This is a genomic window from Arthrobacter sp. SLBN-100, from assembly GCF_006715305.1.
In the GTDB taxonomy this organism is placed as follows: Bacteria; Actinomycetota; Actinomycetes; order Actinomycetales; family Micrococcaceae; genus Arthrobacter.
The window spans coordinates 767274-790154 of record NZ_VFMY01000001.1 but is presented as its reverse complement, the minus strand read 5'-3'; the positions used below and the strand labels follow the sequence as shown (position 1 = coordinate 790154).

The window sequence follows — 22881 nt, the reverse complement described above, 5'->3', positions numbered from 1 at the left end:
CCAAAAGTACCGTTAAAGACAAGGACGTCATCATGAACCAGTACGTAATCGCCATTGACCAGGGCACCACCAGCACGCGCGCCATCATCTTCGACCACAGCGGCGCCATCGTCTCCTCCGGGCAGATGGAGCATGAACAGATCTTCCCGAAGGCCGGGTGGGTGGAGCACAAGCCCGCCGAAATCTGGAACAACACCCGCGAGGTCATCGCCTCCGCCCTCTCCAAGGCGAACCTGACACGGCACGATATCGCCGCCGTCGGAATCACCAACCAGCGTGAAACCGCCGTGGTGTGGGACAAAACCACCGGCCAGGCCGTCTACAACGCCATTGTCTGGCAGGACACCCGCACCCAGGACATCGTGGATGAGCTGGCCAGGGACGGCGGAGCGGACCGCTTCAAGGACAAGGTGGGCCTGCCGCTTGCCACCTACTTTTCGGGCACCAAGATCAAATGGATCCTGGACAATGTTGACGGCGCGCGTGAGAAAGCCGAAGCAGGGAACCTCGTGTTCGGCAACACCGACGCCTGGGTCCTCTGGAACCTCACCGGCGGCGTGGACGGCGGCGTCCATGTCACCGACGTGACCAATGCGTCGCGCACCCTGTTTATGGACCTGGACACGCTGCAGTGGGACGACGAAATCCTGGGCATCTTCGGCGTTCCGCGGAGCATGATGCCGGACATCAAGTCCTCCTCCGAGGTCTACGGCACCGTCCACACCTCCCAGCTTCTCCGCGAGGTGCCGGTTGCGGGAATCCTTGGGGACCAGCAGGCAGCCACCTTCGGCCAGGCCGCCTTCGAGACCGGTGAAGCCAAGAACACGTACGGGACGGGTTGCTTCCTGATCTTCAACACGGGCGAGGAGATCATCCACTCGAAGAACGGGCTGCTGACCACGGTGGGCTACAAGCTCGGCGACGCCGCGCCGCACTACGCCCTGGAGGGCTCCATCGCCGTCACCGGCTCACTGATCCAGTGGCTGCGCGACAACCTGGGCATGATCAGCAGCGCACCCGAAGTTGAGACTCTCGCGGCGTCCGTGAAGGACAACGGCGGCGTCTACATCGTCCCGGCCTTCTCCGGACTCTTCGCGCCGTACTGGCGTTCGGATGCCCGCGGTGCCATCGTTGGCCTCACGCGGTTCGTCAACAAGAGCCACATCGCCCGGGCGGCGCTGGAAGCCACCGCCTTCCAGACCCGCGAGGTGCTTGACGCGGTCAACGCGGACTCCGGTGTTCCGCTCACGGAGTTGAAGGTCGACGGCGGCATGGTGGCCAACGACGCCCTGATGCAGTTCCAGGCGGACATCCTTGGCGTCCCGGTGATCAGGCCGAAAGTGGTTGAAACCACTGCCCTCGGTGCCGCCTACGCGGCCGGACTCGCCGTCGGCTTCTGGAAGGACCTGGGCGAGTGCTCAGCCAACTGGTCCGAGGACAAGCGCTGGGAACCCCAGATGGACCAGGCCGAACAAGACCGCCAGATGCGGCTCTGGAAGAAGGCAGTGACCAAGTCCATGGACTGGGTTGACGAGGACGTGCACTAGTCCCGCACCGGTGACGTAGCCCCCTGCTCACCTTCGCGAGGGAGGCGGGATCCAAAAGCGGGGAAGGCGGCCCCTCGCCCGGGTGTGGTGAGCACCCGTGGGGGGCCCACAGCTGCGAGGGCCCCGACACGAGCTTGCGAGTGTGGGGAGCAGCTGGGGACGGGCGGGGCAGGGGCCGCCTTCCTCGCGCGTCCGGCCACCCTCTAGTTCCGGCTGCGGGACCTCACCCCTCGTGGGTTTCGACCGTTCCTGCGTTGCCGTCTACTGTTACCAGTTGCCCTGTGCGGAGGATTTGGGTGGCGTTGCCGGTTCCCACCACTGCGGGGATGCCGTACTCGCGGGCGACGAGGGAGGCGTGGGCGGCGAGGTTGCCCGTGTCCGTGACCACGGCCACCGCGGACGCGAACAGCGGGGTCCACGCCGGTGCCGTTGCCTTGGCCACGAGCACCTCGCCCGGCTGGAAGTTCGAAAAATCGGCTGGACCGTCCACCATTCGTACGCGTCCACGGGCGCGGCCAGGACTGGCCGGGTGGCCACGAAGGGAACCTGCCGGCGTGTCGCGTGTACTGCGTGCGGCATCCGCCAGACGGTCAAAGGCGTTGCCCAGGATGGGAAGTGTGCCGAGCGTGAGCGGCGCATCGAGCTTCCGCTGCCGCAGCCAGTCCTGGCGGCGCCGGGAGACCGCAGCATCCTGCGGCGGCGCACCGCTACGAAGATCGGCCCGGGTCAGGAAGTAGACGTCATTCGGGTTTCCGATGACACCTGACTCCTGCAGGAGAATTCCCATCCGCGCGGCGCACCGGCGCAGGAGCGGCCAGCCCAGGGTGAAGTCGCGCGCTTGGTCCTCCCGCAGCAACGCGTAGTGCTGTGCGACGGCAAGGAGCGTGTCGAAACGGCGCAGGTGACGTGTGCCCCGCAGCACTTTACGGCAGGCGGCCTCCGCTGCATGGCGCCGTTCCATTGCCGTTGCTGCGGCAACCGGTACCCGCTCCCCGCGGCCCACTCCAACCCGCTCACCTTGACCCTGCTGTTCTTCGCCCGCCGTCGGGTGGTACCAGTCCAGGCTGTAGACGGCGTGCGGTACCTGTGCCGGTGGCTGCGGCAGGAGGCCACCGAGCAGCACCTGGTAACCTTCGGCTTCCGGCGTTTCCCGCTGCCGTTCCGCCAGAGCAGCGGCCAGGTGCCTGCGCCAGAACCTGGCCAGCGCCGCCTCCATCTTCCAGGCGGCACCACCTGCCGCGGAGAAGTACCAGAGGTATTCGCCTGCTGACCGGGCTACCTGCTCAACCAGGGAGATGAGTTCCGGCAGGTTGGCCGTTCCGACGTCGATCCCCTCTGCGGCTGCCAGCCTCCTGTAGCCACGGAGGCACACACTCCGCCATTCGTGCTCCAGGCCGCGAAGCACGGCACGGTCGGCTCCGGCCGGATCCACCATGGGCCGGAACACGGAATTGAAGATATAGGGCAGCGGGCGCAGGCTGCCGCCGAACAAAAGATGGGGGAGTGCCATCGGGCCAGGCGGAGCAATGTAATACCAGCCGTTGACCGCCGCATGTCCCATAGGGATGCTGATGCCGGCGGAACGGGTGACCGCCTGGTGGTACCCGGCGTCGATAACCGGCACGATCCATTCCATGAACAGCGGCGTTACAGGTTCGGGCAACCATTCGCCCAGCCGGAAGTTCCGGAGCCAGACGCCTTTCCCCGGCGGCTCCCAGGTGACCGGTTCCGGAACTGCCGTCATGGGCCGTGCCTGGAGGATATGGACGTGCCCGGAGGCGTCCAGTGCCCACTCGACATCCTGAGGCGTCCCAAAATGAGTGGCAACGTTCCGGGAGGCGTCGGCCACCGCCGTCGCGCTTTCCTTCGTCAGGACCGCTTCGGCACCGCGCCGCCGGCTGACCAGTCCGCCGCGCGCAATCCACTCCTCGCCGCTTTCCGACCCTCCCACGAGGTTCTCCCCAAGCCCCACGACGGCGGAAACCACCGTTTCGTCGCGGGCGCCGGTCAGGGGGTTGGCTGTGAACGCCACGCCGGCTGCTGCCGCCTCCACCATCTGCTGAACCAGGACTGCCATCCGGCCGCTGCCCGGCATCCTCCCGGCGTCAATATTTTCGATGGACTCCTGGTATGCCCGAACCCGGTCGGCCTTCGCGGACTCGAAGCAGCGGTCCACGGCCGAAGCAAGCCCATCGGCGTCCACGCCCAGGTAGCTCTCGTACATCCCGGCGTAGGAAGCACCCGGAAGATCTTCGGCGGCTGCGGAGGAGCGCACCGCATATGGGCCGGGGCCGGCGGCAAGGGCGGCCGTCTGCAGGCGCAACGCCCAGTCGACGCGCACGCAGCCGTCCAACATCGCTGCGCGGGTGACAACGAAGCCTGGCGGAACGGGGAAGCCTGCCGCGAGCAGGGCTGACAGTGCCGCCGCCTTACCCCCCGCTGCTTCCCGGTCCAGTGCAGGGGGCCCGCCGAGCGGAGGAAAGGGCAGGTCATGACCTGCGTCATTACCCGTATCGTCACTCATGGAGTCACCTGCCGGATCAGGGGCCGGGCGGCCTGGCTAAAGTCTAGTTAAGTCCGCGTGGCCCGGTACAGGCCTGGAGCCCAGCCGGGCCGCGGTTTGCGCTAAAGTGGTGTCATGCGTGCGATCCTTCTGCTTAGTTAGCCGCCCGGCGTCCGAAACAACGGATAACCGTGCGGCAGCCCCTCCCTGGCGAGGGGCTTTTGTGTGTCCGGGCGTCTTTCCCGGCCGTCAGCAGGAGGATCAGGCCGTTATGGCAGCACAGATGCCGTAACAGAACAGAAGAGGGCAGCAGTGGGCGTTCAGCCGGAGACAGAGACCGGAACAGCAGCAGTGTCGGCGGAGGTGCCTGAGGAGGGCACCTACAGCTTTGCCGCCATGGAGGCCAAGTGGCCGCAGGTGTGGGAGGACCTCAAGGTTTTCACGCCTGTCGACGACGGGTCCCGGGAGCGGCGCTATGTGCTGGACATGTTCCCCTACCCGTCCGGCGACCTGCACATGGGCCACGCGGAAGCCTTCGCGATGGGCGACGTGGTGGCCCGCTACCTGCGTCAGCAGGGGTACGATGTCCTCCACCCGATCGGCTGGGATTCCTTTGGCCTGCCGGCCGAGAACGCCGCGATCAAGCGCAATGCGCACCCCAGCGAGTGGACCTACGCCAACATCGATACGCAGGCCGCGTCCTTCAAGCGCTACGCCATCTCCGCTGACTGGTCCCGCCGGCTGCATACCTCGGACCCGGGGTACTACCGCTGGACCCAGTGGCTGTTTAAGCGCTTCTATGAGCGCGGACTGGCGTACCGGAAGGACTCACCGGTCAACTGGTGCCCCAAGGACCAGACCGTGCTGGCCAACGAGCAGGTAGTCAACGGCGCCTGCGAGCGCTGCGGCACCACCGTCACCAAGAAGTCCCTCAACCAGTGGTACTTCAAGATCACCGAATACGCCGACCGCCTGCTCGATGACATGGACGAACTGCGAGGCCACTGGCCCGAGCGCGTCCTCGCCATGCAGAAGAACTGGATCGGACGCTCCGAGGGAGCGCACGTCAACTTCGTGATCGAGGCCGACGGCGGCAAGCCCGCCAAAGAGGTCACTGTCTTCACCACGCGTCCGGACACCCTGTATGGCGCAACGTTCTTTGTGGTGGCCGCGGACGCGCCGCTCGCCGTCGAGCTCGTCACAGAGGAGCACGCCGCAGCCCTGGACGAATACCGCGAGCAGGTCAAGGCGCTCACGGAGATCGAACGGCAGTCCACAGAACGGGAGAAGACCGGCGTCTTCACCGGCCGGTACGCCATCAACCCCTTGAACGGGGAGAAATTGCCTGTCTGGGCAGCGGACTACGTCCTGGCTGACTACGGCACCGGCGCCATCATGGCCGTGCCCGCCCATGACCAGCGCGACCTGGACTTCGCCCGCAAGTTCGACCTGCCCGTTCGGGCTGTCCTGGACACAGGCGAGGAAGACCCTGCGGTGTCCGGCACCGCCACGGCAGGGGAGGGGACGCTGATCAACTCCGGAGACCTGGACGGGCTGCCCAAGGCCGAGGCCATCCCCGCCGCGATTGCCATCCTGGAACGCCAGGGCACCGGTGAGAAGTTTGTGAACTTCCGCCTGCGTGACTGGCTGCTGAGCCGCCAGCGCTTCTGGGGAACCCCCATTCCGATCATCCACTGCCCGTCCTGCGGCGAGGTTCCGGTTCCTGACGAGCAACTGCCCGTCACGCTGCCATCGGACCTGCGCGGCGAGGACCTGTCGCCGAAGGGCACCTCGCCCCTGGCGGCTGCCGAAGCGTGGGTCAACGTGGAATGCCCGTCCTGCCATGGCCCGGCCAAGCGGGACACCGACACCATGGACACCTTCGTCGACTCATCGTGGTACTTCCTGCGTTTCGTCTCGCCGGATTACACGGAGGGTCCGTTCGACCCCGACAAGATCAACGACTGGATGCCCGTGGGCCAGTACGTGGGCGGCGTTGAGCACGCCATCCTGCACCTGCTGTACGCCCGGTTCTTCACCAAGGTCATCCACGACCTCGGCATGATCAACGCCGACGAGCCCTTCAGCGCCCTTCTTAACCAGGGCCAGGTACTCAACGGCGGCAAAGCTATGAGCAAGTCCCTGGGCAATGGCGTGGACCTCGGCGAGCAGCTGGACAAGTTTGGCGTGGACGCCGTCCGGCTCACCATGATCTTCGCGTCCCCGCCCGAGGACGACGTCGACTGGGCCGATGTTTCACCCTCCGGCTCGGCAAAGTTCCTGGCCCGCGCCTGGCGCCTCGCCCAGGACGTATCGGGCGCGCCCGGCGTCGACGTCACCACCGGTGACCGCGCGCTGCGGTCCGTGACGCACCGGACCATCGCCGACGCAGCGGAACTGCTGGACGCCAACAAGTTCAACGTGGTGGTGGCCAAGCTGATGGAGCTGGTCAATGCCACCCGCAAGGCCATCGACTCCGGTGCAGGCGGTGCCGACCCGGCAGTGCGGGAGGCAACGGAGGCTGTTGCGGTAATCCTGAGCCTCTTCGCCCCCTACACGGCCGAGGACATGTGGAACGTCCTGGGACATCCGGCATCGGTGGCCAACGCCGGGTGGCCGGCCCACGACGCTTCCCTCCTGGTCCAGGACACCGTCACCGCCGTTGTGCAGGTCCAGGGCAAGGTGCGGGACAGGCTTGAGGTCTCCCCAGAGGTCTCCGAGGACCAGCTGCGGGAACTGGCGCTGGCCTCGGACAACGTCCAGCGGGCCCTTGACGGCCGTGGCATCCGCACCGTCATCGTCCGCGCCCCTAAACTGGTCAACATCGTCCCGGCCTAGCCGGACCAGGCCGCCGGAGACCTCCGGCGGCCTGTTTGACCTCCAGGAGGCACCTTGCCCAACCGCGACCCAGCAGCTTGGCCGTGGATCCGCGCCCGCCTGGCCGCAATGCGCGCCAAGCAGGACGCCGCCAGGCGGGACAGTGCAGCTACCCCGCCGGTCGCCGTCGTACGTACTGCCGTGGTCACCGATTCCGCAGCCGCCTTGCCGGCTGACTGGACGGCAGGGCTCAGCGGCGACGGGCGCCTGACCGTGATCCCCATGCCTGTGATGGTGGGCGATGAGATCTACGGCGAGGGCGAGGACGACATCTCGGAGACTATCGCCCTGGCCTTGGCCAGCGGGACTTCCGTGAGGACGTCCCGGCCCTCGCCCGGGCAGTTTGAGCAGGCCTATCTCGCCGCCCAGCGCCGGGGCTATGAGGCCGTTGTCTCCGTCCATATTTCCGGTGGCCTGTCCGGGACGGCGGACGCCGCGCGCCTTGCGGCAGCCCGGGTGGGCATTCACGTGGAAGTGGTCGACTCCGCAACTGTGGGCATGGCCCTCGGGATGGCGGTGCAGGAAAGTGTGCGCACCGCGGCGGAAGGCGCCGAGGCAGGGGTAGTGGCCGCTGTGGCGGCGGCCCAGGCAGCCAGTACCAAGGTCTATTTCTACGTTCCCAGTCTGGAGCAGCTCCGGCGTGGCGGGCGGATCGGGGCCGCAGCTTCGCTGTGGGGAACCATGCTGGCCATCAAACCCATCCTGGCGGTCGACGACGGCAAGATCGTACCGTTGGAAAAGGTCCGGTCCGCTGCCAAGGCAGTAGCCCGGCTGGAGGAGATCGTGGCCGCTGACGCTTCGTCCCGAACGGACGGAGTGCGGCTTGCCGTCCACCATTTCGGAAACCCGGTGGAGGCGGAGAGCCTTGCTGCACGGCTGGCAGTGGCGCTGCCGCGCTGTCCTCCTGCCCAGATCAGCTCACTTCCCGCCGTGCTCGCGGCGCATGCGGGGCTTGGCGTTCTTGCCGTCATCGTCGGGGCCAGCAGCAGTGTGGGTGGGAGTACCATCGGTGGCCACGCCGGGTAGCGGCCTTGTTTCCACATAGCCGGTTCCTGCCCTGTTGCCGGGGTGCCGCCTGTCCCTAGCGTGGGGTGTATGTCACGCCGGGATGCTGGAGCAGGTCAGCAGGCGCGCCACGCCAGGAACCGGCTGGAGGCCACCGTGGGCAGCAACCCCCGCGGGCTCCTCCTCGGGGAGGACGGGCAGCCTGCCTTCGAATACCGGGGTGCGCATGATCCGGCAGGCGGAAACCCAAGTGGTGTCACTGCCGCCGATGCAATGGAGGCCACGGCTCTGTCCGATGTGGGCCCGGCGATCCGCTGGCGCCTCGGCCTGCGGCTGGCCGTGCTCCTGGGGATCTTCGCTGTCGCTGCCGGTGCCTGGTTCTGGTGGCAGGCGGCCTCCGGGCGGCCCGAGATCCTTCCCCTGAGCGGCGTGAGCCCGGAAACCACAGCCGCGGCTGGTGAGGACAGCGGATCGGGTGAGGACAACGGAGGCGGGAGCCGGGCTGGTCCGCCGTCTGGAACACCGTCCGGAACGCAGGAAAGCGCCTCGGCCGGCAACGTGGTGGTCCACGTTGCCGGTGCGGTTTTGCGGCCGGGGGTAGTGCAGTTGCCGGCAGGGAGCCGGGTGCACGACGCAATTGCCGCAGCAGGAGGAGGAAGTCCCGGCTCCGACCCGGACCGCCTTAACCTGGCCGCCGTGGTGGAGGACGGGCAAAAGATCCATGTTCCGCGGCAGGGCGAGCCGCTGCCGGGCAATGCCATTGAATCAGGAGCGCCGGAGGCGGGTGCTTCTCCGGACGGGGGTGGGGGGACGCCAGGTTCGAAGGTCAACTTGAATACGGCCGGGGTGGAGGAACTGGATGGCTTACCGAAGGTGGGCCCCGTCCTGGCACAGCGCATCGTGGACTGGCGCAAGGAACACGGACCATTCAAGGCGGTGGAGGAATTGGATGCCATTGACGGCGTCGGCCCAAAAATGCTTGAAGCTCTGCTCCCGCTGGTAACCATATGAGGCGAAGGAGAAATGCGATGAGGACGTCCGTGGCCAGGCGCCGACATGGGTAGCCGGACACACGGGACAGGCACCAGCCCGTGGAGCCGGTATGTAGAGTCAGCCGTCCGAGGGTATGCGGCTCCGGCGGAGGGGGCGCGACGCCCAGGAACAGGGGAGGGCCCGGACGTCGCCGAGGGGGCTGGGGCACAGGAGCGCACCGCGGCGAGGGGTCGGGGCCTCCGGACGCCGTCCGGCCGCCGGGGCCTCAACGAAGCCCTGCGCAACTACTGGGCCACGCAGTCCGCCCGCTTTACCGCCGGCAACACAAAAGCGGCCCAGGAAGCAGATTCGGGCGGAGACGAAGCACCCCGCCGGCGCACCGACGTTCGGCTGGCCCTGCCTGCGGCTTGCGTCTGGGGTGCTGCCGTCGCCGGGCTCTGGCTGCATCCCATGGCACTGGCCGGCCTCTGCTGCGTATTGCTGGTGCTTGCGGCGGTACTGCTGCGGCGGGCGTGGAAAGCCCGCAGGCTGTCAGTAACCGGAAGCCGGCGTAAACCTGCACGGCGGAGCTTCCTGACCACCATGGCGGTGGCGCTGCTGCTGGCAGCCACCGCGGCAGCACACTCGGCAGTCGCGTCCACCCAGCGCCACGAAGGCCCGCTGGCAGCCGCGATCTCGTCAGGCAAGTCAGTGGTGGCCGTGGTGGAGGTGGCAGGAGCGCCGCGTGCCTTGAACCCGCCGAACCAGGCGGGCACGCCTGCACGCTGGTCGGTAGCTGTTTGGACCCGGGACGTCAGCACAGGAGGTGTCCTGCTGCGCACCCGGGCGCAACTGCTGGTGACGGGCGGCGGCGCCTGGGGAACAGTGGTGCCGGGACAGCTTGTGCGTGCCGCCGGGAAACTCCGGCCAGCAGATCCGGGGAGGGAGGAAGCCGGCATGTTGACTGCATCGTCGGGACCAGGAAAAGCCACCGGTTCGCCCGTCCTGCAGGAGTCGGCCAAGGAACTGCGGGAGCGGTTTGTGGCCGCTGTGGCGTTCCTCGCCCCGGATCCGCGGGGCCTGCTTCCGGGGATGGTCACCGGGGACACCAGCGCCTTGGACGAGGGGCTGGAGACTGCAATGAAAAGTGTGGGCATGACCCATCTGACCGCTGTCAGCGGGGCCAACTGCAGCCTGGTGCTCGGCGCACTCCTGCTGGCCTGCCGGCGGTTCCACCTGCCCCGGGTGCCTGCGGCAGCACTCGCCGTGGCGGGCCTTGGTCTGTTTGTCCTGCTCGTGGGTCCGGACGCGAGCGTCCTGCGGGCAGCCCTGATGGGAGCCGTGGCAGTGGCGTCACTGGCCGGTGGGCGGACCGGACGGGGGTTGAGCTTCCTGTGCCTCGCCGTGATCGGCCTGCTGCTGGCGGACCCGGGGCTGGGGTCGAGTTTCGGGTTCCTCCTGTCCGTCCTGGCGACGCTGGGGATTATCGTCCTTGGCCGGCGAATCGTCGATTGGACACCGAGGTTTGTTCCGCGCTGGGCAGCGGCGGCTGTTGCTGTACCCTTGTCCGCTCAACTGCTGTGCGGACCGGTGACGGTGGTGCTTCAACCACAGTTTTCCACCTACTCCCTGCTGGCCAATGTCATGGCATCGCCCCTCGTGGCACCGGTGACGCTGCTGGGAACCGCTGCCGTTCCCCTGGTGGTACTGGTCCCGTGGGCAGCAACCGTACTGATCGCGGTGGCAGGCACCTTCAGCGCAGGAGTTGCAGCAACGGCGAGATTTGCGGCGCAGCTTCCCGGCGCGGTCCTGCCATGGCCCGAAGGTGTGGCCGGGGTGCTGACCATGCTGTTCCTGTCCCTGCTGACGTTCGGGGCTGTTTGGGCAGCGGCCCGCCCGCACCGGCTCCTCCGCCCAGTCATGGCTGCCCACCTGCACACCGTGGCCTTGATCGGACTGCTGGAAGGATACGCCGCCCGGACACTGCGGCAACTTCACACGGACACGCGGCCCGTGCGCGGACCGCGATTCCGGCAGGGACGCAATGCCGGCCTGGACCGGGCCGCGGGACATGGCAGGCTGGCTTACTCCACCAAAATTTCCGGAAGCAAACCCGGACGCGCTGACCTACCTTGGACACCCGGAGCCGGATGCCGTCCTGGTGCTGTGCCAGGGCGGGGGAGCCCGGGGCACGAAACTGCTCGAGGCTATCAAAAAGGGCGGCCGGCCCGTAGTGGACTGCCAGCCCCTGAAAAAGGACGCGGATAAGGTGGCCATCGTGGCGGCCGGTGATTTCGACGGGGAGCTGGGGGTCAATGACCTCTCTCGCGATCTGTCCGGCAGGGTCATGGTGGTGAATGGCTAATACAGCTTCTTCGTCGCGGTTGAAACGCGAGGCCCTATCCCCGTGTTACACCATGGGGGGATGAGCTGCTGGCTGGAAAGCAGCGTGAGCTAAAGCTTTGTTGAAACTTGTGTGGCTCTTTACCCACGGGGCGGCATGAGACGGCTGATCCAGGAGCGCCGTGGAGCCGCACCAGCGGGCCGCGAACTGACGACGGAGCCGCCCCACCCGTCGTAGTCGCCGCCAAACCGATGGAAGACGGTCAGCATCTCTTCGGTGAACCATCGACCGTGCCGGCGTCGATGGGGCTGACTTTGCAGGCTTCGAGGAGGACGTATCCCTCGTCGTCAGTGATGCGCGTCTTGTACCCCAAGAGAGCACCTCCTTCGTCGTCAACGCTCACCAGCGGCTCGCTTCAGGCGTGGTCGTCAAATACAACTCGAAGTTCGACGCCGGTTTTGTGGTCGGCACTAACCGGCATTAGGGCCAGAGCCGGTGGTCGGTCCCTCACTGTTGACGCCGACCGACCATCCTCTCGCGAAGAAAGCGATGGCGATTTCATTGACTTCGCGGACACTCTTCCCGGGGTGGGTCAGTCGGATCCACTCGTAGTCCCACTCCTGCATGTCCCGTATGCGGCGGACCTGCTTATTCGCGCGCATCTGGTCCGCAAGATCGTCGCCGCCTGGAACCGGGCGGCGCGGGGTCATGACGGGCTGCGGCTTGGGCGTGGACACCTTGTTTGGATGGGGCGGGGCATTTGCGACGCGGACGAGTGCCACAGTCATCGCAACCACACCAAGAGCAATAAGAAGAACCCACCAGTATTGGATGATGAGGCCGATGACGACGAGGGCGAGGATGGGGGCACACCCGATGGCGTCGGCGCCCCCGCCACGTGAGCGACGTCGTTTTGCTGCCATATTGCAGTATCCCACCTTTGTGCCGACAGGCAGAGGGAACAAATGCGCCTAAATTTACGGATCCTTGTGAGACAGGTGGCTTGCTACTTTGCCAGGTCAGGGTCCCAGCCATCCTGGGGGCCACGCGTATCCAAGGGCTCTATCAGCTGGTCAAAACCGCTCTCACCAATGGCTTCTGCTTTTCCACGCAGCGGCAGCTTCCTTGGATGGCATCTCCATGTCCGGTGCCGGGTCATCTCCAGAGTCAGGATTCATAGGAGCTCTTTCGTCATCATTCCGGCGGACGGGGATTCCTAACTTGTCGGCGATCTGATCGTCCAGCCACAAATAGCTGGAAAGGCCCCAGTCGCCGCAACGTTCCACTGGTCCAGGAAGGCGCTGGCCCTTGTCATCGAGGTACTCGCCGGTCCATCTACGGAAACAGTATTGTTCGAGCAGGGCGCTTCTCCAGCGAGATCTGATCATAGATCTGGATCAGATTACGAGCCGGGCATTGGTGCCCTTTCCACAGGAAGGTCTGCGAAAGTCACTCGCCCAAACAAGAACTGGTTGTCTGTAAGTCGCAGGGCAAAAATGTCACCCGGAGATGGTTTCCCACGGCTGGGCTTCAAAACCCTTATATTCGTTGCGCTCATCATTACCCATCTTGCCTTAGCTAAGTTCGGGGCAATGAGAGGACAGATGTGCGGAAGCGGGTGTGGGCTTGATGCTGCCCGCGAGAAGGCTTCCTGTAACGGTACTCTGTTGGGTTTGCCCGTGATCGCACCTGTTTTGTTGAAAGCGAGCGGACTCGGGTGGGGAGCGGGCTTCTGCGACCGGCACCTGTGGACTCTTGGTCAGGCAGTACCTACACTTAGCCATGCCCATGCCCATGACCGGCCGAGCCGTCTCTGCCGCGGTGCTGCTCGTCATTGGGGCAGGACTGGCCCTGCTGGCTGTGCTGGTCCACTACGAATTCATGAGAATATACGGCGATGTCAGCGGTACCGCGTTCGAAGGGCTGACTTGGGGATTGACGGCCGGTCCCTCCGGATTGGCGCTCGGTCTGGTCGCAGGGGTTGCCGTGATCGGCTTCATGCTCTCGACACGACGGTGGATGCGGCTGACGGCCGTGGCCATCCCGGTCCTCATGCTGATCGGGATGTTCGCTGTCACGCCCTCGGCACTGGGGCAGAAGCTTGAGGTGCAGTTCGAGTCGAGCCCGCAATGCGTGATCGAGGGCATGGATGAGCCCATGGCCAGCGCAGATCGTGAGTCCCAGCAGGCGTTCGATTCCATCAGTCACATCGGCAGTTTCAGCGGTGGCGGCGTCAGTGGTGTCGGCGGGTGTGAACGCAGGTTTGTGCTCTCTGGAGACGTCGATGTGTTGCAGCACTATCGTGCAGCGCTGCCAGCGGCGGGCTGGAAAGTGGTCGAGGACGACGGGCGCCGCTTGCGGGCCCAGCGTGACGGCCTGGCGTTCGAGGTGAGGCCCTGCCCCGGAGGCGGTGTCATCTGGGCCGGAAGCGACGACGACCTCGCAAACGGAATACTGATGGGCTGTGACCAGCATTGAAATTTGTGGACAGGACCTCTGAAAACCACAGAATAAGGCATTTGCCTCGCGTGTCGACGCCCTCATCGGTTATCGGTGCGTGGTCATGCTCTTCCTGCTCATCACAACACCGCTTCACTTTCAGTCCCGAATCTTGTCCTCAAGATAGTTGCTGACCCATTCCTGGAGCCGGTTGGTGCTCCAGGACGGGGTGGCGACCAGGAGGACCTCACGGTCCTCCCTAACGACGCGGGTGATGCCTTCTTCCTGGTTGAGTGCTTTGACCATGCGACCGACTACCCGGTTGTGCTCATGGCCGATGTCCTCCCGCAACGACACCTCAAGCTCCCGGCCGCGGAGCGCGTCATCACCGAGGTCTTCGACCTCCAAGAGAGGTTCCTCCTCGGCCATCTCCTCGTCGGCCGTGCTGTCGCCCAGGTTCAGCTGCTCGATGAGCCTGCGGGCGTACCTGGCAATTTTGTCGTCCGGTGTCTCACGCGACCCGCGAATGCTTGCGTGCGCCTCGGCCGACGGTAGGTCGGGAAGGAAATTGTGGATGTCCCCCTTACCGCTGACCAGGCAGGGGTGGTTGTTGTACACGTATCGCTTGACGCGGTGGCGGGCAATCTCCCACCGTGCCTCGGGCGCGCGCTCCTGCACCACTGCCCCGAGGTAGGACACGAGCCCGTCCAGCAGGAACAGCGATTCCAGGGACAGGGTCTTCTCTTGCTCGTACATGTACCGCTCCCAGGACGGCCACACGTCCCGTGGGACGGATCCAGGAGCCGTGGCGCCGGGGACGTCAGGGCCGGCGAGGTGGGACAAGATCCACTGCCAGAGAGGAACCAGGCTGTTGATCGTACCGTCGAGCATTGCGTCCGCGTCCTGCCCGTCGGCTGCCAAGGCCTCCCGCAACCGCGCCAAGGCTGGCTGACGCTCCTCCAGATATTCCTGGAAGGCGGCCTCAGACTGGGCCTTGCTCATGTTGATGTAGTTGTTATAGCGACTCACGGCATCCCCCTTTACGGCACAGCATATAGACCTGTTGAGCAGTCAGGGGCTGAACTGGCAATTGCAGCCAGGAGCGAGCACCCCGGCTTCACGAAACGCGTAGCTGCGGGCTCTCACAGTCCCCAGGTTTCGTAAGTGGCACTCTTGGCGGGGCTGGTGGCTGTGATCGCCTGAACCATTGGCAGAACCGGTTGAAGGTCCCGGGCGTCACGGTTCAAAAGACCCTGTCTTCGCAGTCCCGGGCGCCCTAGTCTGTCGTTATCCATTTCATCAAGGAGGCATCCATGCGCACAGCAGAACCAATGACTGAAACCGAGCGGATCCACCCTCTCGCCGAAAACCTCCTGGGTCAGCTGGCAAGGGGCAGGGAATGGGCCACACCCGGGGTCCAGGCTGCGCTCCAGAGAGCGGTGGCCGGCCTGGATACAGGCATCGAGACCGCCTCCCCGCGCCTCCAGGCGCTATTGCGCCGGTTAGCCGATGAACTTGCCGGTGGTGTAGAGACACTGACTCCACGGGTTCAGGAACAGCTGAAGCGCGTCGGTCCCCAGGCCTCAGCCCGCGGCAGGAAACCCGTTCCCGTCCAGACACAGCAGCCGGCATTCAGGGTCTGGTGGTGGATCGCCGGAATCGTGGCCCTGGCAGCCGGCGCAGCGGTATGGCGCTCCATGCAGGCATCCAACCAGGAACCAGCACCATCAGTAAGCAGCCAGGAACAGGAAGCCGGCCGCACGGATCCCAACGTCGACCCCGACCTGACCACGGGCCACATGTAGGAGTGCGTGCTGGGAGGGGGCGGGAGGAGCATCAGGTGAAGGGCTGTCTTCGAACCATCATGGTGACCAAATGACGCCAGAGCAGAAGCTCGCCGGGGCCGGACTGACGTTGCCGCCCCCACACCCAGTGGTTGGAACCTTTGCCTTGGTCGTTCAGCGTGGGGAAGTCCTCTATGTTTCCGGGCACGGGGCGTTTGAGGACGGCGAGCCGATCCATCGTGGCAAGCTGGGCGCGGGCCTTACTACAGCGGACGGAAAGGAAGCCGCGCGGGCAGTCATGCTGGCCCTGCTCGGCACTGTGCGTGACCATATCGGCGGACTGGACCGAGTCAACCGTGTCCTGAAGGCTCTCATTTTTGTGAACAGTACGCCCGAGTTCACCGAACACCATCTTGTTGCCAACGGCGCCACCGAAGTGCTGGCTATCGCGTTCGGCAAGGACCGGCTGCCAGCCCGATCGGCCATCGGTGTCGGTTCCCTTCCGCTTGGCTTCGCGGTGGAGCTCGAGGCGATTGTTGAAATCGCCGCTGCGGCCCCTTGAGCGCTTTGCGCACCCACTCATCGCATTCCAAATGTCGACTGAGGTAATAGGCGAGACATGACCACAAACCGGCCGGAATCTGGCCATCACCGCACGAGATCCGGCCCACATTTGGCCCACCAATGGGCTGAAGCTGGTCAAGATGAGCCGTCTTTGGACCGCCCAAAACAGCAGTGAGCGACAACGGGCCAAGTGTGCAGAACCCGACCAGCGACAGGCAGATAGCCCGCGTCCGGGCACCGACGCTGTTTCGCTATGTTGGCCTCCGATTTTGCCGTTTCGGATGCTAGCTGTCATCCAGCGCCTGCCCCTGATCGTGAAGCACCACTGACAGTGGACATGTGGGCATTGGAGCTGGCGTAGCCAAGTCCAGATGGCGCGAATGGGATCCTTCCAAGGCCTTGACCTGCATGAGCAGCGCTCGGATCGGCACGGCCAGCTTCTGTAGGAATTCTAGTATCCGATGAAGACTGCGCTCACGTATCCGACGCCTTTGAGGATGTTGGGATCGCCGGTGTAGACCGCCAGAAGAGTGAACTGCAGTCCGTACCCAGGAATGGATTCCGCTGGCACGCCGGCGAAGTCAACATCGATGTAGTAGGGGTACACATTGTGGATGATGGTGACGATGGCGGGGTTGGGCCCGTCAGTGCAGGTGAGGCACTTACCATACAGGCCCTCAGGGCTAACTTCAGCTGGTTCCAGCAGGATACGTGAGCCAGGTGCGTACGCCCCGCTTCTTAACTCAGGGATTGTGGTCGGGCAATAGTATTCGCTTTCGTACACGAAAGGTTCGATGTCCGAAGTGCAGGTGGGCGGATCGGTCGTCGGGGCTGCTGTGGTTGTTTCCGTAACGATGGGCGTGGGGCTGGAGGTAGTTGCCGTAATGGTGGGCGTGGGGCTGGAGGTGGACGTTTCCGTAACGGTGGGCGTGGGGCTGGGCGAGGGCGACTTCTTCAATTGCCCCGGACCGGTCGCGGACGGTGGACTGCTCAGGGCGCCAGAAGCAAATACTGTGGTGGCGACCATCCCCGCGAATACGAAGATAACGGCGAGGGCCGCGCTTGGTGCACGTCTCCGGGGCGGCTTTGTGGGCCGAGTCCCAGGTGATTCATCTGGATACATTTCTGCTCCCCATGTTGAGAGTGACGGGTAAGGTTGCGCGGGTGGCGGCCGGTGGAGGCGAGTATCACGGCAGCGCGGGGGCGGCTTTGGCCGAGGTGGTGACGGGAGTAAGTAGGAACGCCGTCAGTGCGGTAGAGAACGGTATTGCCGTTCTTTTCATGATGGGACTTTCTACTAAGGCCTGTTCTCGGGCTCCTCAGCGTCCGTGGGAATCTGCTGCATGAAGCGTTGGGCCTTGAAGGTCGGTGTCCCTATCCGCGCCTCAAGATCATCCTCCGCAAGCCTGGTGCGGGCGCCAGTGGATACCCGCTTTGGGTTATAGGAAAATTGTCCTGCCTGCTCATAAGCCCGTGAATACGCACTTGTACGTATTGCCTTCCACTTCTAACCTTTCAGTTAAAAGCTCGGGCGGAGAACTCGACGCCGGGCACCGGAATGGAAGCCCGGGGCCCGCACAGACCAGTATGGCGGCGTCCCCAGGCAGGAGCGCATCATGGACACTACAGCCGACTTCGCAGCCCAGCTGAGTGCCCTTTCCAGCCGAGACGAATACCTTGCCGCGGCCGGAGAGCTCCTTTTCAGTCTCTTTCCATCGGAGCTGATAGGGCGTAGCTTCCTGGACGCCCGAACTGGAGCCGGCGAGATCTTCGCCTATCCAACGCGGCCTCTGGAGGGAATACCTGGGACGGCAGTGGAAACGGCTGGTGACAACTACATATTCCTTAGCTTTGCCCAAGATCCGACGCCCTCTATCTGGAAGCCCCGGAGGCTCAGCGACCTCGCAACCGATCTTGAGCTGCGGCAGACCCGCACGTATCAGGAGACCTACAGCCCTCTTGGCATTGACCGTCAGATTGCACTTCTGGTCTCGCGGCCGACGCTGATGAGCTCGTCTATATGGGCATTCTGCCGATTGCGTCTGGACTTTACTGACAAAGAAGTGGAATTGTCAGCCAAACTGCAGCCAATGCTCCGCCTCCTTGAGGCGGCCTATGGCGGTCAGGGCGACAGGATGCAGATGAACCGTGCCGAGGAATATTCCTTGACTGCCCGTGAGCAAGAGATCCTGGAACTCGTAGGAAAAGGGCTTACCGGGCTTGCCATCGGCCACCTCCTCGGAATCAGCCCTCGCACAGTCACGAAACACCTCGAGCACGCGTACGCCAAGCTTGGGGTCAGTAACCGTATCGACGCACTGAACCGGCTCCGGGAGCGCGTTGCCAGTTGACTCGCGGATCGGCGCAGGATGATGCATTGGTAGCAGCGCTGCGCAGCGGCAATGTCACAGCGGGCAAGGTCACAGGCGCCGAAGCGACCATCATGCGACCGCCGGGACAGCACCATGAGGGCGTGTGCTGGCCGCCATGAAAAGTGCCCGCTGAATGGGCCACAGGGACTGCCGCGTATGGCCAGGAGTTCTGCCCCACCCGGCATCGAGTTCTACGGGCCGAGCCATAGCTCAAAGGTTCGGCGGGTGGCAGTCAATACGTACAAGTGCGTATTCACTGAGGTGTGGGCCCGCAGGACGATTTAACTGGGACTTTGAGCATGCGTCCGCTGCCCGCGCCGCAGAGAGTCTCATCGCCAATATAGAGGAGCCACAGTAGAAGGAATCGGCAGCAGGATTTTTATCAGTAGATGAGAACGTCGGCGCCGGCGCAGCGCTGCGTCCGCCCCTCCGCCACTTCCGGCCACAGCTTGCGAGACGCCTGCTTTTATTGCATGCCCCTCCATCGCCTGTCCCCTGATTATGTGGCCTGCATTGCTCCTCCGATTGAGGGCGACCGGAGCTACTCAAAGATGTATTAGGGAAATATGACCATGAAAAGAACCGCATTATTGTGCTGCGCTGCGCTGTGGGCAGCAGGGGTCTCACCCGCCGCGACCGCGGCTGAACCGACGACCTGGGTTGTTGATGACGATAAGATTCAGTGCCCAGTGGCACACTTCACATCCATCCAGGCCGCGGTCAGTGACGGGCAGGTGAACAACGGAGACACCGTCGAAGTCTGCCCGGGCACCTATAAGGAAAGCGTCGTGGTCACCAAAGAGATCACCGTCCACGGTGTGGGTGACCCGGTGAAGAACCTGGACTGCTTCAATGACATCACCGATGCGGAATTCGCAGCTCTTGTGGACCCCACCAAGTTCGCCATCCTCCAGCCGCCGCAAACAGACACTCCGGTGAAGGACTCCCTGCTCAGCTTGCAGGTCAGCAACATCACGTTGTCAGGCCTGGTCGTTCAAGGACAAATACAGGGCGAGCCCACTAAGGTTGATAACCCTGAAAGGCAACCCGGTGGCAAAGTCGATGTGTACGAAGCTGCCATTGAAACCACAAGCGTTCACTCCGGGTACCGCATCAGCGACAACGTCATTTGGAACAACACCGTCGGCATTGAGTTTGGCTCAGCTGGCGTCAGCGTTGGCAGCATATCGACAGTTCAAGACAACTGCTTCAGGGCAAGCTTCGCTGCGGTGGCCAACCAGCGGCTGGCGTTGAACAATGCGGTGATCGCCGACAACAAGTCCTTCCGCAACACTGGCCCAGCAAACAATGGCGTAGCATACGAACTCGGCTTCGTACTTGGTCGTGCGACAAACGTCGAAGTGCGTGACAACACCTCGGAGGCCGATGCAAATTTCGTGCTTCTTGAGAACACGGAAAACGTGCTCATCGATTCCAACGACATTATCGGGGCAGGCACAAGGGGCATCGTCGTCCGTGCCGCGAACGCCAAACTCAAAGTGACCGACAACGCAGTCAGCAATGTCGGTGCCGGCGTCTCCTTCCTGGGCGCCGCCCAGGTTGCCGCCGCTAAGGTCACGCTAGGCGCGATCATCGAAGGCAATACTCTCACCGGGAACGTAATTGGTATCGCATTCCAGACTGGGACAGGCGCCGTGGGCACAGTGATCAGGGACAACGACGCCAGCGGCAACACGCAGGCCGGCATCAGGCTCCGGTCCGGCACCACGGGGAACGTGATCGAGAACAACACCGTCAACGACAATCACCCACCAAAAGAACCTGGGGTTGATCCGACGACTGGTGTTGGCATCCTGATGGAATCCGGGGCTGCGGGCAACACAATCACTGGCAACTCGATGTCAGGCAACGGACTCTGGGACGCCCAAGACCAGACGCCCCCGCAGAACACCTGGACAAACAACATCTGCGGGAAGTCCCTACCCCGGGAGATCTGCGCCCCCGCACCCTAAGAGGTCATTCAGCGTCAACGTGATCATCGTCAAGTGCTGTGGCATGTGCCGTGGCCGGAACCTACAAGCAGATGACACCTGAAACGAATGAGGGTGCAGCTTCACGGGCTGCACCCTCCCATCATTGACGCGCTATTCCATGCAAGAGTGACCGCGGAACGGTCCGGCGCAGCGGTCTTGATCCCGGCAGTGAACCCGGCGCCTTGGCCTTTGAGCCAGTCAGGCGTAGCCTTCCCCGACCGACCCGGAACAAAGTCCAGCAACCGAGCATGCACCATCCCGTGAGCGTCGCGGATGTGGTTTACGAGCGCCCCGTGACCATGCCGGATCCGGCGGGCCAATGTGATCAGACATCCTGTCGACGCCGAGGGCGTTCACGCCGGAGAATCGGTTGCAGTAACGGACCTGATATGGATGCCGTCGGCACCGAGCAGAGTATCGGCGCACGTGCACCCACGGCCCCTGGAACAAGACATAGAGATATTCATGTCAGGGTCTTTCGGGTATTAATTTGCCTGGTCGCTGCCAATTCAAGGAGGCCCTGACTTCCTTCCGGCCGCACCACGCCGACCGGGAACGGTGGAAGCCGTGCTGCGTGGTCTCAGCCGGCACTAACCATGCTCATCTGCGAAGAATTACGTCGCACAAATCAGTGCCGGTGAAGGCGCACTCCTGACCCACCCTGATCTCAGCTATCCCTGGTGCCAACTGCAGCCCGTTCTTGGCGCGCTGCTGCTGGGCGCGCGGACCCTGCGCCTGCCCAGGGTACCGTCAGCTGCGCTGGCAGGCCTTGCGCTGTTTGTCCTGCTTGTGGGCCCGGATTCCAGCGTCCTCCGGGCACCCCTCATGGGCGTCGTGGCCGTGGCGTCGCTGGCGGGAGGCCGGGCCGGGCTGAGCTTCCTGTGCCTGGCCCTTTTGGCCTGCTGCTGGCGGATCCGCGCTTGGATCCAGCTTCGGATTTTTGTGATGCTGCAGCCGCAGTTTTCGACGTACTCCCTGTTGGCCAACGTCCTGGCGTCACCCCTTGTGGCGCCCGTGACCCTGCGGGGAACGGCGGCCGTGCCCCTGGTGGTACTGGTTCCATCCGCCGGAACCGTATTGATCGCATTGTCCGGCACCTTCAGCGCCGGAGTCGCGGCTACGGCGAGGTTTACGGCGCAACTCTCCCATGACCGGAGGAGATACCGGGACTGCTGACCAGGCTGTTCCTGTCCGTGGTGACGATCGGCGCTGCCTGGGCGGCGGCCCGCCCGCACCGCTTGGTACGCCTTGTCATGACCGCTCACCGCCGCACTATCGCTGTGATCGCAGTGCTGGAGGCATACACGGACAGCAGGCGCCCGACCCAGCGCCGCCACCGGCTGGACACCGGCGCTGCCGGCTTGGACCGGGCCGCGGGACATGGCAGGCTGGGATACTCCACCAGAATTTCCGGAAGGAAGCCCCGATGGCTGCTGTGCAGAAGCGTGCAACCCGTTCGCCGGCGTCGAACGGCCCCACCTGGCGGGACGTAACCCCCGCCGGAGTCGTTCTGGTGGGCGGGCCTGAAGAGTACCTGGGCATCAGGGCGATGGACCGTGTCCGCGCCCAGGTCCGCGCAGCTTCCCCTGATGTCGAAGTCAGTCGCATTAATGCCTCTTCCTACGAGGCCGGCACCTTGCTGATGCAGGTCAGCCCATCCCTCTTTGGTGAAAGCAAGCTCATCGAGGTGGAGGCCGTTGAAGCAATGAACGACGCTTTTTTGGCGGACGCGTTGGCCTACCTCGGCCACCCGGAGCCAGATGCCGTCCTGGTGCTGCGCCACGGCGGGGGAGCCCGGGGCAAGAAACTGCTCGACGCGGTCAAAAAGGGCGGCTGGCCCGTAGTGGACTGCCAGCCCTTGAAAAAGGACGCGGATAAGGTGGCTTTCGTGGCGGCCGAGTTCAAGGCCGGGGGGCGTCGGATCGAACCGGACGCTGTGCAGGCCTTGGTGAACGCCGTCGGAGCAAGTCTTTCCGAACTGGCCGCAGCCTGCAGCCAGCTCATCTCCGACGCCGGCACCACCGTGACCACTGACATCGTGGACCGCTACTACGGCGGCCGGATCGAGGCCACGGCCTTCAAGGTGGCAGATGCCGCCATGGCAGGAAACGGCCCCCTGGCGCTGTCCACCCTGCGGCATGCACTGGCGACGGGAGCAGATCCCGTTCCGCTGGTCGCCGCGCTGGCGGCCAAGCTTCGGACCGTGGCGCGCGTTGCCGGCGCTTCCGGCTCGTCCGCACAGATTGCGGCAGAACTCGGGATGCAGCCATGGCTGGTTGAACAGGCACAGCGCGATGTCCGGCGCTGGACGCCGGAAGGACTGGTGCGCTCCATCCAGGCCACCGCCGAGGCTGACGCCCAGGTCAAAGGACTGGCCCGGGACCCCGTTTATGCGGTGGAACACGCGGTGAGAATCATCGCGATGTCCGTTCAGGGAAGGTAGCCCGGCCGAACCCCGGACAGCACCCCCGCATCCGGGA

At 64.4% G+C, this 22881-nt stretch carries 16 protein-coding genes and 2 pseudogenes; 14 read left to right on the top strand and 4 right to left on the bottom strand.

Features of this window, described 5'->3' with window-relative positions; genetic code table 11:
- Nucleotides 1–32 precede the first annotated feature (32 nt).
- A complete protein-coding gene (glpK, locus tag FBY31_RS03670) occupies nucleotides 33–1547 on the top strand; it encodes a glycerol kinase GlpK (protein WP_142037014.1) in 1515 nt (504 codons plus the stop codon).
- Nucleotides 1548–1770: 223 nt separating this feature from the next.
- On the opposite strand, the gene FBY31_RS03660 is transcribed toward glpK, so the two are convergent.
- On the bottom strand, nucleotides 1771–4071 hold the full coding sequence (locus FBY31_RS03660) for a PEP/pyruvate-binding domain-containing protein (RefSeq protein ID WP_142037008.1): 2301 nt from the start codon (nucleotides 4069–4071) through the stop codon (nucleotides 1771–1773).
- Nucleotides 4072–4362: 291 nt separating this feature from the next.
- Between FBY31_RS03660 and leuS the strand changes: the two genes are divergently transcribed.
- The 5 genes and pseudogenes from leuS to FBY31_RS23225 all read left to right on the top strand — a co-directional run.
- On the top strand, nucleotides 4363–6888 hold the full coding sequence (leuS, locus tag FBY31_RS03655; RefSeq protein ID WP_142037006.1) for a leucine--tRNA ligase: 2526 nt from the start codon (nucleotides 4363–4365) through the stop codon (nucleotides 6886–6888).
- A 54-nt stretch (nucleotides 6889–6942) separates the two neighbouring features.
- Nucleotides 6943–7953 carry a DegV family protein gene (locus FBY31_RS03650; RefSeq protein ID WP_142037003.1) on the top strand — a complete coding sequence of 337 codons (1011 nt, stop codon included), beginning with the start codon at nucleotides 6943–6945 and terminating at the stop codon, nucleotides 7951–7953.
- A gap of 69 nt (nucleotides 7954–8022) precedes the next feature.
- A complete protein-coding gene (locus FBY31_RS03645; protein WP_142037000.1) occupies nucleotides 8023–8943 on the top strand; it encodes a ComEA family DNA-binding protein in 921 nt (306 codons plus the stop codon).
- A 45-nt stretch (nucleotides 8944–8988) separates the two neighbouring features.
- Nucleotides 8989–10776, top strand: a pseudogene (locus tag FBY31_RS23660) (ComEC/Rec2 family competence protein); the annotation flags it as partial.
- Between the two features lie 244 nt (nucleotides 10777–11020).
- Nucleotides 11021–11191, top strand: a pseudogene (locus FBY31_RS23225) (DNA polymerase III subunit delta); the annotation flags it as partial.
- A gap of 527 nt (nucleotides 11192–11718) precedes the next feature.
- On the opposite strand, the gene FBY31_RS03630 reads toward FBY31_RS23225, so the two are convergent.
- Nucleotides 11719–12171 carry a hypothetical protein gene (locus FBY31_RS03630; RefSeq protein WP_142036997.1) on the bottom strand — a complete coding sequence of 151 codons (453 nt, stop codon included), beginning with the start codon at nucleotides 12169–12171 and terminating at the stop codon, nucleotides 11719–11721.
- A gap of 871 nt (nucleotides 12172–13042) precedes the next feature.
- Here FBY31_RS03630 and FBY31_RS03625 point away from each other — a divergent pair.
- The gene (locus tag FBY31_RS03625; protein WP_142036995.1) at nucleotides 13043–13726 is read left to right on the top strand and encodes a hypothetical protein; all 684 of its coding nucleotides are present in this window, start codon (nucleotides 13043–13045) and stop codon (nucleotides 13724–13726) included.
- A gap of 120 nt (nucleotides 13727–13846) precedes the next feature.
- Here the strand turns inward: FBY31_RS03625 and FBY31_RS03620 are convergent, their stop codons facing one another.
- The gene (locus FBY31_RS03620; protein ID WP_142036993.1) at nucleotides 13847–14716 is read right to left on the bottom strand and encodes a hypothetical protein; all 870 of its coding nucleotides are present in this window, start codon (nucleotides 14714–14716) and stop codon (nucleotides 13847–13849) included.
- A 284-nt stretch (nucleotides 14717–15000) separates the two neighbouring features.
- Between FBY31_RS03620 and FBY31_RS03615 the strand changes: the two genes are divergently transcribed.
- Nucleotides 15001–15492, top strand: a complete 492-nt coding sequence (locus FBY31_RS03615; protein WP_142036990.1) for a DotU family type IV/VI secretion system protein — start codon at nucleotides 15001–15003, stop codon at nucleotides 15490–15492.
- Nucleotides 15493–15562: 70 nt separating this feature from the next.
- On the top strand, nucleotides 15563–16033 hold the full coding sequence (locus FBY31_RS03610) for a RidA family protein (protein ID WP_142036987.1): 471 nt from the start codon (nucleotides 15563–15565) through the stop codon (nucleotides 16031–16033).
- A 453-nt stretch (nucleotides 16034–16486) separates the two neighbouring features.
- On the opposite strand, the gene FBY31_RS03605 is transcribed toward FBY31_RS03610, so the two are convergent.
- Nucleotides 16487–16819, bottom strand: a complete 333-nt coding sequence (locus FBY31_RS03605; protein WP_142036983.1) for a hypothetical protein — start codon at nucleotides 16817–16819, stop codon at nucleotides 16487–16489.
- A 10-nt stretch (nucleotides 16820–16829) separates the two neighbouring features.
- Here FBY31_RS03605 and FBY31_RS03600 point away from each other — a divergent pair, with 10 nt between their 5' ends.
- From FBY31_RS03600 to holA, 5 genes are all read left to right on the top strand, one after another.
- Entirely contained in the window at nucleotides 16830–17189 is a 360-nt protein-coding gene (locus FBY31_RS03600; protein ID WP_142036980.1) for a hypothetical protein, read from the top strand.
- Between the two features lie 462 nt (nucleotides 17190–17651).
- Entirely contained in the window at nucleotides 17652–18386 is a 735-nt protein-coding gene (locus FBY31_RS03595; RefSeq protein WP_142036978.1) for a helix-turn-helix transcriptional regulator, read from the top strand.
- Nucleotides 18387–18979: 593 nt separating this feature from the next.
- The gene (locus FBY31_RS03590) at nucleotides 18980–20380 is read left to right on the top strand and encodes a right-handed parallel beta-helix repeat-containing protein (protein ID WP_160142436.1); all 1401 of its coding nucleotides are present in this window, start codon (nucleotides 18980–18982) and stop codon (nucleotides 20378–20380) included.
- An 846-nt stretch (nucleotides 20381–21226) separates the two neighbouring features.
- Nucleotides 21227–21577: a hypothetical protein gene (locus FBY31_RS03585; RefSeq protein ID WP_142036972.1), complete on the top strand. Its 351-nt coding sequence runs from the start codon at nucleotides 21227–21229 to the stop codon at nucleotides 21575–21577.
- A gap of 250 nt (nucleotides 21578–21827) precedes the next feature.
- Nucleotides 21828–22844, top strand: coding sequence for a DNA polymerase III subunit delta (gene holA, locus FBY31_RS03580; protein ID WP_142036969.1), 1017 nt, complete (start codon nucleotides 21828–21830; stop codon nucleotides 22842–22844).
- Nucleotides 22845–22881 lie beyond the last annotated feature (37 nt).

What these genes read in the sequence shown, in the direction of transcription:
- FBY31_RS03610 (WP_142036987.1), top strand. Translation starts at nt 15,563, where the DNA reads ATGACGCCAGAGCAGAAGCTCGCCGGGGCCGGACTGACGTTGCCGCCC.
- FBY31_RS03630 (WP_142036997.1), bottom strand. Translation starts at nt 12,171, where the DNA reads ATGGCAGCAAAACGACGTCGCTCACGTGGCGGGGGCGCCGACGCCATC.
- FBY31_RS03595 (WP_142036978.1), top strand. Translation starts at nt 17,652, where the DNA reads ATGGACACTACAGCCGACTTCGCAGCCCAGCTGAGTGCCCTTTCCAGC.
- FBY31_RS03615 (WP_142036990.1), top strand. Translation starts at nt 15,001, where the DNA reads ATGCGCACAGCAGAACCAATGACTGAAACCGAGCGGATCCACCCTCTC.
- glpK (WP_142037014.1), top strand. Translation starts at nt 33, where the DNA reads ATGAACCAGTACGTAATCGCCATTGACCAGGGCACCACCAGCACGCGC.
- FBY31_RS03660 (WP_142037008.1), bottom strand. Translation starts at nt 4,071, where the DNA reads ATGAGTGACGATACGGGTAATGACGCAGGTCATGACCTGCCCTTTCCT.
- FBY31_RS03585 (WP_142036972.1), top strand. Translation starts at nt 21,227, where the DNA reads ATGGGCGTCGTGGCCGTGGCGTCGCTGGCGGGAGGCCGGGCCGGGCTG.
- FBY31_RS03600 (WP_142036980.1), top strand. Translation starts at nt 16,830, where the DNA reads ATGTCCGAAGTGCAGGTGGGCGGATCGGTCGTCGGGGCTGCTGTGGTT.
- holA (WP_142036969.1), top strand. Translation starts at nt 21,828, where the DNA reads ATGGCTGCTGTGCAGAAGCGTGCAACCCGTTCGCCGGCGTCGAACGGC.
- FBY31_RS03625 (WP_142036995.1), top strand. Translation starts at nt 13,043, where the DNA reads ATGACCGGCCGAGCCGTCTCTGCCGCGGTGCTGCTCGTCATTGGGGCA.
- FBY31_RS03590 (WP_160142436.1), top strand. Translation starts at nt 18,980, where the DNA reads ATGAAAAGAACCGCATTATTGTGCTGCGCTGCGCTGTGGGCAGCAGGG.
- FBY31_RS03645 (WP_142037000.1), top strand. Translation starts at nt 8,023, where the DNA reads ATGTCACGCCGGGATGCTGGAGCAGGTCAGCAGGCGCGCCACGCCAGG.